Genomic DNA, 12,452 nt, shown 5'->3' on the forward strand with positions numbered 1-12,452 from the left:
CGAAGCGGCCCGGATCGCCGGCGGATACCGAAAAAAGATCAGGCGGCGTTCGAGCCGAACTCGGGCACGGCGTCCTTGAGCACCGCGCGGATGGTGGAACGGTCATCCCGCGCAATCGCATCCTCCAGCGCCGCGATCCATTTGCGCAAGGTCTGCATCGGCGGCTCGTTCGGCTTGGCCGCCATGATGCCGGCGACCCCGATCTCCACCGTCGGCTCCTCGCTGGCGAACAGGATCTCGTTCAGCCGCTCGCCCGGCCGCATGCCGGTAAAGACCACCTCGACATCGATGCCGGGTTCGAGGCCGGACAGGCGGATCATCCGCTCGGCAAGCTCCACGATCTTGACCGGCTGTCCCATGTTGAGGACGTAGACCGAGACGTCGGGCCGTGCCGGCGTCAGCGCATGCGTCGCCGCGGTCAGCACGAGATCGCAGGCTTCGCGGATGGTCATGAAGTAGCGGACCATGTCCGGATGCGTCACCGTGACCGGGCCGCCCGCCTCGATCTGCGCCTTGAATTTCGGCACCACCGATCCGTTCGAAGCCAGCACGTTGCCGAACCGCACCGAGATCAGGCGCATATGCGGCCTGCCCGCCGATTGCGCCATCAGATCATGGTCGAGCGCCTGGCAATACATTTCGGCAAAGCGTTTGGTCAGGCCGAGCATCGAGACCGGCTCAATCGCCTTGTCGGTCGAGATCATCACCATCGCGGTCGCGCCCGCCGCCATCGCCGCGTCGGCGACGTTGACCGATCCGAAGATGTTGGTCTTGACGCCCTCGCTCCAGTCGCGCTCGAGGATCGGCACATGCTTCAGCGCGGCGGCATGGAACACGATATCGGGCTTGAATTCCCGCATCAGGTTCATGATCCGGTCGCGATCGCGGATATCGGCGATCCGGCCCTCGATCATGGCATTGGCCGCGCGCGCGGTCAGCGCCTCCGTCACCGCGTAAAGCGCCGGTTCCGAATGCTCGATCACCAGCAGCCGCGCGGCGCCGAAGGTCGCGACACGGTCGCATATCTCCGAACCGATCGAGCCACCGCCGCCGGTGACGATCACCGCCTTGCCCTTCACCAGCGTTTCAAGCCGCGCGTAATCGATCTTCTCGCTCGGCCGCAGCAACAGGTCTTCGACGGCGACATTGGTCAGCCTTGGCACGTCGCCACTTTCGAGCGACGGCAGGCGGCTGACGAACAGGCCGAGCCGCTTGGCGCGCATCAGCACCGATTCGGGATGCGCCTCAGGTTCGAACGCCGACGGCGTCATGACGAGCCGCGCAATCGGCTTTCCCCGGCCGGCATAGTCGCGGATCACGTCCTCGACGTCATCGATGCCGCCGAGCACCGGCACGTTGCGGATCGACTGCCCGCGGTCAGCGGCCGACGGCGACAGCACGCCGACCGGCCAAAGCTGTTTGACAGCACCGCTCTCGATCGCGCGCAGCAGCACCTCCGCGTCGGCGGCGCGGCCGATCAAGAGGGTCACTGAGGCGCCCTCGGTGCGGGCATGGCGGCGGACGCGCGTGTAGCGGAAATAGCGGTAGCCGAAACGGAGCGCGCTCAGCGCGAATACCTGAAGAAACCAGTAGAGAACGATGGTGATGCGGCCGAACAGCACCGGTGCCTTGCCGCTCGATGCCCCGAAGATGAACGCATAGTCCAGCACGACGAGCGCGACCGCCAGAACGCTCGCCACGCGCAGGATGTTCAGCGCGTCGGGAAGCGAAATGAAACGCCATTTCGTCGTCGTCAGGTTGAAGACGTAACAGATCACGACGCTGAAGATGACGAACAGCGGCAGGATACGCAGCAATAGCGGCAGGCGCGCAAAGAAGGCCTCGCCGCCCTCGAAACGCAGGTAGAAGCTCGCCAGCAGCGCAAGCGCCGTCGCCAGCGCATCATGCGCTGCGATCAGAAAATTGCGGCGGGTCAGTTGCGAAAGAGGCGTCATTCCAATGGCCGGCTGCGGGAACGATCGGGATTCGCGAGGCGCGTCCCCTCGCCCGCTGATATCTTATCTCCGGCGCGCATGCCAGCGATCATGCCAAGCCTGTGCCGGAAGATTCGGCGGCCGCGGATCTGGCGCGCAGCACCATGCCACCGGCGATCCCGACGCCGAGCACATACATCCAACCCTCGTGAAAATCGAACAGATGCGAGTTGAATAGCGAACTGAATACGTTCTGCAGCACCACCATCAGCCCGATCCAGGCCGCCAGCCCCTCGCCGCGAAACAACGAGAAATGAAAAAACCACATTGCGTACAGGATCACCACCCCGACAGCACCCCACTGGACCGCGACGTTGAGGGTCTGGTTATGCGGGTTCCCGATCACCGCCCCCTGCGCCAGCCCCGCAGGGCCGGTCGCCGCCGCCTCGAACAGCCGTCGCGTCGATCCCGTACCATGGCCGATCACCGGCGCCTCGGCAAAAAACCGCAACGACTTCTCCCAGAACTCCAATCGCAACCCGATCGACGTCGGCTGATTGAATTCCTTATAGATGCGGTAGTCCCGCGAAAACTTGTCGGTGGTCGCCTGCAATTGCGGCGACAAGGTCCAGGCCAGCGCGCCGAGCATGACGGCGGCTATGAACAGCAGCACGTTGGTCCGCCACCTCAAATGCGCCATCGCGAACACGGCAAGCATGATCGGCAGCGTGACCAGCGCCGTGCGCGACACGACGACGAATGCCATGGTGAGGATGAAACTGGCCGCAACCGCGGTCAGCAACAATGCCTGTCTGATTTTCCCGGCTCGCAGCAATGTGATGATGGGGAAAGCGAGCACGACCGTGCACAGCACGAATTCCTGGCTCTGGTCGATGTAGTTCTTGACGAAAATGCCCCGCTCCGCATCGTCCACCTTCAGCGTGAGGGATGGTTCGAGCAGCACCAGCCAGGATACCGGCACCAGCAGCGCGCAGGAAATCAGGAAGCCGACGAATACCCACATGCCGCGCGTCGAGCGCTCGAAATGATAGAACAGGAACGGCAGAAAGAGCAGCTTTGTCGTCGGGCTCAAAGCATAGGAACGTACGTTCCAGGGCGCATCCGACCAGAGGGTTCCGATCGCGGCCAATGCCACGAGTGCAATCGGAAGCAGACAAATCGGCCGCAGCAACGAGCGCAGGAACGGGCGCCATTCGATCACCGCGACGTGGGCGAAAAACCATATCGCCATGCCGATACCGACGCCGCTGGTCGACCACGGCAGCATGACCGCGACCGCGACCGCAATGAGGTCGACGTTCAGCATCCGCGCTGCGTGATCGTGGCGGAACGCCAATATCCGCGAAACAATCCAACTGATCGAGCGCTTTGCCCCGCGCTCACCGTCGAAACTCATGGTCCCGTCACCGGATCCGCTTTCTCACTGCGTTGTTTGGCCGCCAGCGTCATGCCGCCGGCAACGCCGACGCCGAGCACGTACATCCATCCCTCGTGAAAATCGAAGAGATGCGAGTTGAACATGTTTGTACGACGACCAGCAACCCGAGCCAGGAAACGAGGCCCGGCCCGCGAAACAGCAACAGATGAGACAGCCACGTCGCATACAACAATATCACGCCCATGACGCCCCACTGCACGGCGACATTGAGCGTCTGGTTATGAGGATTGCTTATAACGGAGCCAGCAGGCGATTCGGAGTAGTTGGTCGCAGCCCGCTCGAAGAGCCCGCGCAGCGAGCCCGTTCCGTGACCGATGACCGGCGCCTCCGAAAAGAACCGCACGGATTTTTGCCAGAACTCGAGCCGAAGCCCAATCGATGTCACGGTTTGTTCCGTCTTGTAGAGCTGATAATCCCTGAGAAATCTCTTGGGACCCCAGCGCAAGTCGGTCGTGGTGAACCAAAGGACGCCCACGAGAGCGATCATGACGCCTATGATGATCAAACTGGTGCGTCGCCTCAGGTGAAGCAGCGCAAACACCGCCAGCATGATCGGCATTGTAACGATGGCGGTCCGGGAGACGACGACGAACGCCATGTTTGCGATGAAACCGAGCGAAACGGCACTCAGCACCAATGCTTGCCGCACCTTCTTCAGCCGCAGCAGATTGACGATCGGATAGGTCAGCGCGATCGCGCAGAGTGCAAACTCCTGGCTCTGGTCGATGTAGTTTTTGACAAAGATGCCGCGATACGCATCATCACCGGGCTTAAGCGAGAGGCTTGGATCAATCGCGACCAGCCACGACACCACCATCAGCAGGGCGCACGACACCAGGAATGCGGTGAAGACCCACATCCCCCGCGACGACCGCTGGAAATGATAGAACAATCCCGGCAGCACCAGGAACTTGAGGGTTGGGGCGATGGCGGCAAGCCGCACGTTCCACGCGGCGTCGGCCCATAACGTACCCACGGCGGCAAGGCCGACCAGTGCGAGCGGCAAATAGCAGATCGGCTGTTTCAGCAAACGCCCGTAGGCCCGCCAGTCCATCATCCAGGCCACGGCGCCGAGCCAGCAGAGCACGAAGATCGCCAGGACCGTCGTCGACCAGGGCAGCGCAAACGCGGCCAGAATGGCGAAGACATCCGCAATCGTCAGCCACAGCGCCTGGTCGCGCCAGTATCGTCGCACCAGGGACATCGGTGGCACCACAGCACTAACGCTCACGCATTGTCTCCCCGTGCGCGGCCGACCAGCGACGTCGTGCTGTGGCCCGGCAGAATGTCGACGAGCATGACCTCGCCGCCCGCGGCCTCGACGATCTCGTGGCCGACGACCTGCTCGCGGGTGTAGTCGCCGCCTTTGACCAGCACGCTCGGCCTCACCTTCGCGATCAGTTCGATCGGCGTGTCCTCTTCGAAGATCGCGACGAGATCGACCGCCTCCAGCGCCGCCAGCACTTCGGCACGCGCCCGCTCGTCCTGCACCGGGCGCCCCTCGCCCTTCAGCCGCTTCACCGACGCATCGCTGTTGAGGCCGACGATCAGGCGGTCGCAGGCGCCGCGCGCGGCCGTCAGCACCTTGACGTGGCCGGGATGCAGAATGTCGAAGCAGCCATTGGTGAAGCCGATGCGCAGCCCCTGCCGGCGCCAGTCCAAAAGATGCGCATCGAGATCGCCGCCGGCAGCCACGATCTTTTCCTCCGCCGCCAGCGAGGCATGCGGCAGGATTCTTCGCCGCAGTTCCGCCGGCGACACGGTAGCGGTACCCTTCTTGCCGACCGCGACGGCCGCCGCCGCATTCGCCATCCGCAGCGCCGTTTCCCAATCCGCCCTGGCCGCTAGCGTCAGCGCCAGCGCCGCGGCGACGGTGTCGCCCGCGCCCGAGACGTCGCGCACCTTGACCGGCAGCGCCGGCACGTGGATCGCCTCGCCGCCGCGCACCACCAGCGTCATGCCGTGCTCGCTTTGCGTCACCAGCATCGCCTCGCAATCGGCGAGAACCATCGCGTCCTGCGCCGCTCCGGCAATGTTCTGGTCGGTATCGGCGCGGCTGCGGGTGGCTTCCGCAAACTCCTTGCGGTTGGGCGTCAAAAGCGTGGCGCCGCGATAGATCGCGAAATTGGCGCTCTTGGGATCGACGATCACGCGCTTGCCGAGCTTGTTCGCGGCATCGATGATATTGCGGATGACGCGCGCCGTCAGCACGCCCTTGGCATAATCGGACAGCAGCACGATATCGGCACGCGCGACCTGCGGCACGATCGCGTCGATCAGCCTTTGCTCGACATCGGCCGAGGCCGGCACGGACAGTTCCCAATCCGCGCGCAGCATGTGGGTGGAAAAATGCTCGGAGACGAAGCGTACCTTACGCGTCGTCGGGCGCGAGGAATCGGAGACCAGCACCGCCTCGATCAGTTGCTCCCGCGCCAGATCGGCCTTCAGCTTCGCGCCGGCCTCGTCATCGCCGATCAGGCCGACGAAGATGCAGCGCGCACCGAGAGAAGCGATGTTGCGCGCGACGTTGCCGGCGCCACCGACATTGGTCTCGCTGCGCTGAACGGCGATCACGGGTGCCGGCGCTTCCGGCGAAACGCGCGACACCTCGCCATAGACGAACTCGTCGAGCATGAGGTCGCCGACGCAGAGCACGGTCTGACGCGGGATCGCCTGGCTCAGGGCTTCGAAATCGAACATCTGTCCACCTCAAGCCCGTCAGCGAAAGCGATCGGCGCGGTCGAGAAAGACCTTCACATAGGTCTCGACCGCGTCTTCCAGCGCAGTGAAGCCGCCATTATACCCGGCGCGCAGCAGCCGATCGACTTCGCTCTGGGTGAAGTATTGATAGCTGCCGCGGATCTGCTCGGGCATGTCGATATACTGGATGTTCGGTTGCGTGCCGAGCGCGGCATAGGCCGACAGCATCAGGTCGCGGAAACTGCGCGCGGTGCCGGTGCCGACATTGAAGATGCCGCTGACATCGGGCGTGGAAAGCAGCCACATCGTCACCCGCACGACGTCGTCGACATAGATGAAGTCGCGCCGCTGGTCGCCGTCGGCGATGCCTTCACGATGGGACTTGAACAATTGCACGGGACGCCCGTCTCTGATGTCGTCAAAGCGCCGCGCCAGCACGCTCATCATCGTGCCCTTGTGGTACTCGTTGGGGCCGAACACGTTGAAGAACTTCAACCCGGCCCATTGCGGCGGCAGCCGTTCACCGCGTGCAGCGCGCTCGGCCACCGCCATGTCGAACAAATGCTTGCTCCAGCCGTAGAGATTCATCGGCCGCAGCTTCTTCAGTGCATCCATGGATTGGTCGTCGCCAAAGCCGCTGCTGCCGTCCCCATAGGTGGCGGCGGATGAGGCGTAAATCAGCGGCGTGGTGTTCGCCGTGCACCAGTCGAGCAGCCGCATCGACAGGCGGAAATTGGTCTCGATCACCAGGTCGCCGTCGGTCGCGGTGGTCTCGGAGATGGCGCCGAGATGGATGATCGCCTCGAGCCGCCGGCCCTTCAGCCAGTCCATCATTTCCACAGGCGGCACGAAATCGGCGAGCCGGCGCTTGGCGAGGTTGCGCCATTTGCCGTCGTGCCCGAGCATGTCGCACACGGCCACGTCCCGGCCGGCGTCATTCAACGCGGCCACGACGTTCGACCCGATAAAACCGGCGCCCCCGGTCACCAGCAACATGCCATCCCCTGCCTTGATTGTTCGGCAAAAGCTTTGCCCCACTCCCGGGCGGCAGGCAACTTTGCTTCTCAAGCCGAAGCGAAGTTGATCGACCGGCTTTACCTGCCGATGCGGAGCGGTTACCGACGGTGCCGTAATCGGTTAGCGGCGAACCCGTCAAGGCATGAATTTAAATTCACCACATGAAATCGAGCTGGAGGATGCCGCCGACATCAGGCCGATTCTGATCGTTCCCTATATGTGGATTGGCGATTTCGTCCGCGGTCATACGGTCGTGCGGGTCCTGAAACAACGCTGGCCGAACCGCCCGGTGGACCTGCTGGTGACCTCCCTGTGCGCCCCCCTGGTCGATTACATGCCGGGCGTCCGGGCGGGCATCGTCCGGGACCTCCCCCGCAGCCGGCTTGCTATCGCCAGGCAGAGGGGGCTGGCCGCCGAACTCCGCTCCCGCAGCTACGGAACCGCCCTCGTCCTGCCCCGCACCTGGAAGGCGGCGATTGCGCCGGCACTTGCCGGGATACCCGAGCGCGTCGGCTTTTTCGGCGAGGCGCGATTCGGGCTGATCAACCGGATGCGCTGGGGCGAAAAGGCCCTACCCCGCTTCATCGACAAGAATGCCGCGCTGGCGCTGCCATCAGGCGCGCCGCTGCCGCCGGAATGGCCGGTACCGCAGCTCGTGGTTCCGCCGGAGGAAGCCGCCCGCTGGCGGCAGGCCAACGGGCTGGGATCGGGGCCTGCGGTCGCGCTGGGCCCCGGTTCCGTCGGCGCCTCGAAACGTTGGACCTATTATCCGGAAGCAGCACGGCTCCTGATCGAGCGCGGCCTCGACGTCTGGGTGGTCGGCGGCCCCGGCGAAAAGGCACTGGCGCAGGAAATCGTCGCCGCTACCAGCGGCAGGGCCCGCGACCTTACCGGCACTGATCTGCGCAACGGCGTTCTGGCGATGGCGGCGGCGAGCGTCGCAATCTCGAACGACTCCGGCCTGATGCACATCGCCGCCGCGATCGGCACGCCGACCATGGGCATTTTCGGCCCGACCAGCCCCTATCTGTGGGCGCCGCTGAACGGCCTTGCCGCCACGGTGCTGCAGAACAAATCGAAGCTGTCCTGCCAGCCCTGCCAGCGCACCGTCTGCACCATGAACGACCACCGCTGCATGCGCGACATTGCCGCGTCCGAGGTGGCCGACATCGCGCAGCGCGTGATGACTCAATCAAGCGCCCGATAGACCGCGGCGATCGCGTTCGCTTCCGCTTCCAGGCTGAATTTTTCAATGACGCGCTTTCGTGCGCGTTCGCCCATCGCAATCGCCGCTTGCGGATCGCGCATCAAGGGCTCGAGCGCCGCCACCAGCGCGTCGGCATCGCCCGGCGGCGTCAGCACGCCGGTCACGCCGTCCTCGACCACGAACTGCGCCGCGCCCGCGCGCGCCGCCACCAGTGCTGCACCCGACGACATCGCCTCGATCAGCGTCAGGCCAAAACCTTCGTTGCGCGAGGTGAAGGCGTAGATCGTCAGCCGCTGGTACCAGCGCTGCACCTGCTCGATTTCGAGCTCGCCCGTGATGACGATGCGCGATTGCAGCCCGGCGGCCTCGATCTGTCGTTTCAAGCCGTCGGCAAACCCCTGCTGCTCCGGCACGACAGCGCCGACGATGACGGCGGTGAAATCGGGATAGCGCGGCAACAGCCGGCACATCGCCTCGACGAAAACATCCGTGCCCTTTTGCGCACGCACCCGGCCGAAGCAGCCGATCGCGTAGCGTCCCGGCAGCTTCGCTTCCGCAAACGCGGCCGCGCGGTCGGCCGGCGGTGCGTAGCGCATCGTATCGACGCCATGCATCACCACCGTCGCCTCGCGTTTGAGAAACGACGCCGACAATTCGGAGGTCGCGATGATCGCGTCCATCTGCCGGATCAGCCAGCGCGTCAGCCGTTTATGATGACGCTGTGCGGCGGACGTAAAGACCAGTTTCATCGGCCAACCGAGCGCGCGCAGCAACAGCCCCGCGATCATCTCGTCATTGCGCCGCGCATGCCAGATCAGCGGCGTGCGATGCCGCCAGAGTTTGAACAGATCGGCAAAACCCATCCGCGCGATGCCGTCGGGCGCGTGCGGACCCAGCCATGCGGCGCGGTACATTGTGGCGAGTATCGGCGCCACCATCCGGTTGGTCGCCGTGACACCGGAATAGCGCCTGTGCAGATTCGGCACGATCAGCTGCAGATCTCTGGCCAAATTATTCTCGATAGGCACGTCCGGCTCCGGTTCGGAAAGTTCCTATACGCAACATTAAGCATAGTGGCCAGTTCGCCCGCGCCGAAACCCCCTCTTCACCGCAGCCCCGCTAGCATCGACCTAAATAAATCGGGAGAGGTGACCAATGACCGTGCTCGTCACCGGCGGCGCCGGCTATATCGGAAGTCATATGGTTCATGCGCTGGCGGATGCCGGCGAAAGCGTCGTCGTGATCGACAATCTGTCGACCGGCTTTTCTGCCTTCCTGCCGCGGCCCGTGCCGCTGTTCATCGGCGACGCCGGCGACGAAAACCTCGTCGAGGGCGTGATCGCCCAGCACCGCGTCGAGAGCATCATTCATTTCGCAGGCTCGGTCGTGGTGCCGGATTCGATGCGCGATCCGCTCGGCTATTACCGCAACAACACCATGACGACCCGCAGCCTCCTGAATGCCGCGGTCAAGGGCGGCGTCAACCGCTTCATCTTCTCGTCGACCGCCGCCGTCTACGGCAATCCGGACCAGGTGCCGGTATCGGAGCATGCGCCGACGCGGCCGATGTCGCCCTACGGCTCTTCCAAGCTGATGACCGAAATCATGCTCCACGACGTCGCCAGTGCGCACGACATGAAGTATATCGTGTTGCGCTATTTCAACGTCGCGGGCGCGGATCCGAAAGGACGCTGCGGCCTTTCTACCGTCGGGGCGACGCATCTGCTCAAGATCGCGGTGGAAGCCGCGACCGGGCAGCGCGCCAAGGTCGACGTCTACGGAACCGACTATCCGACGCCGGATGGCAGCTGCATCCGCGACTTCATCCATGTCAGCGACCTCGCGCAGGCCCATCGCGCCGCGCTGTCATACCTGCGCGGCGGCGGAGGCTCGATCACGCTGAACTGCGGTTACGGCCGCGGCTATTCGGTCAAGGAAACCATCGAGGCCGTGCGCCGCGTCTCGATGCGCAATTTCGCAGTTCAATATGCGCCGCGCCGCCCCGGCGACATCATGACCATGGTCGCCGATACCAGCCGGATCCGCGCCATGCTCGACTGGACGCCGCAATACGACAATCTCGAGACCATCGCAGGCCATGCGCTGACCTGGGAAAAGAAGCTGTTCAGCGAGCGCGGCGGCCTCCCGCAGCACGCGCAATCGGCGTGAAATCAAACACTTATTGGGCTTGAAAAAGCCCGGTTAAGCAGGCAAGGAGGCATCGCAGCAGCCCTGACGCGCCGGTTCGCCCGGCGCCGTCGATGGAACGCGGATGACCGAACTTCCAAAAGAAACTCCGAAGAAAATCACCGACGACCCCTATGGTGCGGCGATCCTGATTCGGCGCCTCGTTGCCGAACAGGGGCTCGCCTACTGGCGGCGCTATCTGCTCGCCTTTTCGCTGATGGGGGTCGCGGCGGTGACGACCGCGGGTTCCGCCTACCTGCTCGGCGAAGTCATCAACAAGGCCTATGTCGACAAGGATGTGCGCGGGATTGCGCTTTTGTCGCTGGTCACCGTCGTCATTTTTACGATCAAGGGCGCGGCGACCTACGGGCACACCGTGATCCTGTCGCAGATCGGCAATGCGATCCTCGCCAATAACCAGCGCCGGCTGTTTGCCAAGCTGATGAGCGAAAACATCGCGTTCTTTTCCGAGCGGCATTCATCGGAATTCCTGGCGCGGCTGACTGCTGGCGCCACCGCGGTGACGCAGGTGCTCAATCTCCTGATCAACGCCATCGGCCGCGATCTGCTGTCGCTGATCGCGCTCGTCGTCGTCATGGTGATGACCGATCCCATGATGGCGCTGCTTGGTTTTGCGGTGGCACCGCCGGCGATGATCGTGCTGCGCAAGCTGGTGAAGCGCATCAAGGGTCTTGCGCACAACCAGTTCTCCGGCACCGCCGACATCATGGAGACGATGCAGGAATCGCTGCAGGGCATCCGCACCGTGAAAGCCTTTACGCTCGAACAGGCGATGCGCGAGCGGATCGACGCCAGCATCACCGCGGTCGAGCGCAACGCCAACAAGATGGCGCGCGTTTCCAACCGCTCCAGCCCACTGATGGAAACCCTTGGCGGCTTCGCGATCGCAGGCGGCCTGATGTATGGCGGCTATCGCGTGGTCGCGATGGGCGCTTCGCCCGGCCAGTTCTTTTCATTCCTGACCGCGTTCCTGTTGGCCTATGAGCCGGCCAAGCGGCTGGCGCGGCTCAACATCGAGCTCAACAGCAACCTGATCGGCGCGCGCAAGCTGCTCGAAATCGTCGACAGCCCGCCGAGCGAGCCTGACGACGGTGACGAGCCAGCGCTGAAACTCACCGACGCGCGGGTCGAGTTCCGTGGCGTTACCTTCGGCTACCGGCCAGGCGAGCCGGTACTCAATCGCATGAGCTTCGTCGCTGAACCCGGCAAGACCACCGCGCTGGTCGGCCCGTCCGGCGGCGGCAAGTCCACGGTGCTGGCGCTGCTGCTGCGGCTCTACGAGGTGAATCAGGGCGAGATCCTGATCGATGGCCAGGCGATCTCGGGCGTGTCGCGCCAGTCGCTACGCCGCCAGACCGGCTATGTCGGGCAGGACGTCTATCTGTTCCGCGACACCATCGGTGCCAACATCGCCTTCGGCAAGGAAGGCGCCAGCCAGGACGAGATCGTGGCAGCGGCGAAAGCGGCCTGCGCGCACGACTTCATCATGGGCTTTCCGCTCGGCTACGACACGCCGGTCGGCGAGCACGGCACGCAGCTCTCGGGCGGCCAGCGCCAGCGCATCGCCGTGGCGCGGGCGCTGCTCAAGAATGCGCCGATCATCCTGCTGGATGAGGCTACCGCGGCGCTCGATTCCGAATCCGAAAAGGCGGTGCAGGAGGCGATCGAGCATCTCTGCCGGAACCGCACCACCATCGTGATCGCCCACCGCCTGCACACCATCATGCATGCCGACGCCATCCTGGTGGTCGAGGGCGGCGAGATCGTCGAGCGCGGTCAGCACGACGATTTGCTGCGCCGCGGCGGCCGCTATGCGTCCTTCTTCCGCCTGCAGCAGCGTGATGCCGGTCATCCCAGTCTGGCGCCGGTCAGCGCAACCGCGTAAAAGCGACCCCGCCGGTTTCCTATTGTAACCACTCGAGACCCC

8 protein-coding genes and 1 pseudogene are annotated in these 12,452 nt (G+C 64.2%); 3 read left to right on the forward strand and 6 right to left on the reverse strand.

Features of this window, described 5'->3' with window-relative positions; translation table 11 throughout:
• Positions 1–38 precede the first annotated feature (38 nt).
• The 5 genes and pseudogenes from LMTR21_RS27385 to rfaD form a co-directional block, all read right to left on the reverse strand.
• Positions 39–1,955: an SDR family NAD(P)-dependent oxidoreductase gene (locus LMTR21_RS27385; RefSeq protein WP_065752619.1), complete on the reverse strand. Its 1,917-nt coding sequence runs from the start codon at positions 1,953–1,955 to the stop codon at positions 39–41.
• A gap of 88 nt (positions 1,956–2,043) precedes the next feature.
• The gene (locus LMTR21_RS27390; protein WP_141688266.1) at positions 2,044–3,261 is read right to left on the reverse strand and encodes an O-antigen ligase family protein; all 1,218 of its coding nucleotides are present in this window, start codon (positions 3,259–3,261) and stop codon (positions 2,044–2,046) included.
• Positions 3,262–3,347: 86 nt separating this feature from the next.
• Positions 3,348–4,597, reverse strand: a pseudogene (locus LMTR21_RS27395) (O-antigen ligase family protein).
• A gap of 23 nt (positions 4,598–4,620) precedes the next feature.
• Positions 4,621–6,093, reverse strand: coding sequence for a D-glycero-beta-D-manno-heptose-7-phosphate kinase (rfaE1, locus tag LMTR21_RS27400; protein WP_065752621.1), 1,473 nt, complete (start codon positions 6,091–6,093; stop codon positions 4,621–4,623).
• Between the two features lie 18 nt (positions 6,094–6,111).
• Positions 6,112–7,089: an ADP-glyceromanno-heptose 6-epimerase gene (gene rfaD / locus LMTR21_RS27405; protein WP_065752622.1), complete on the reverse strand. Its 978-nt coding sequence runs from the start codon at positions 7,087–7,089 to the stop codon at positions 6,112–6,114.
• A gap of 163 nt (positions 7,090–7,252) precedes the next feature.
• Here rfaD and waaF point away from each other — a divergent pair, with 163 nt between their 5' ends.
• Positions 7,253–8,317, forward strand: a complete 1,065-nt coding sequence (waaF, locus tag LMTR21_RS27410; protein WP_148636016.1) for a lipopolysaccharide heptosyltransferase II — start codon at positions 7,253–7,255, stop codon at positions 8,315–8,317.
• Here waaF and LMTR21_RS27415 read toward each other — a convergent pair.
• Positions 8,299–9,327 carry a glycosyltransferase family 4 protein gene (locus LMTR21_RS27415; RefSeq protein ID WP_141688263.1) on the reverse strand — a complete coding sequence of 343 codons (1,029 nt, stop codon included), beginning with the start codon at positions 9,325–9,327 and terminating at the stop codon, positions 8,299–8,301. The genes waaF and LMTR21_RS27415 overlap by 19 nt on opposite strands.
• A 145-nt stretch (positions 9,328–9,472) precedes the next feature.
• Here LMTR21_RS27415 and galE point away from each other — a divergent pair, with 145 nt between their 5' ends.
• Positions 9,473–10,486: a UDP-glucose 4-epimerase GalE gene (galE, locus tag LMTR21_RS27420; RefSeq protein ID WP_065752625.1), complete on the forward strand. Its 1,014-nt coding sequence runs from the start codon at positions 9,473–9,475 to the stop codon at positions 10,484–10,486.
• Between the two features lie 103 nt (positions 10,487–10,589).
• Positions 10,590–12,410, forward strand: coding sequence for an ABC transporter ATP-binding protein (locus LMTR21_RS27425; protein WP_065752626.1), 1,821 nt, complete (start codon positions 10,590–10,592; stop codon positions 12,408–12,410).
• Positions 12,411–12,452 lie beyond the last annotated feature (42 nt).

Origin of the sequence: Bradyrhizobium paxllaeri, assembly GCF_001693515.2 — a bacterium.
GTDB classification, from domain to species: domain Bacteria; phylum Pseudomonadota; class Alphaproteobacteria; order Rhizobiales; family Xanthobacteraceae; genus Bradyrhizobium; species Bradyrhizobium paxllaeri.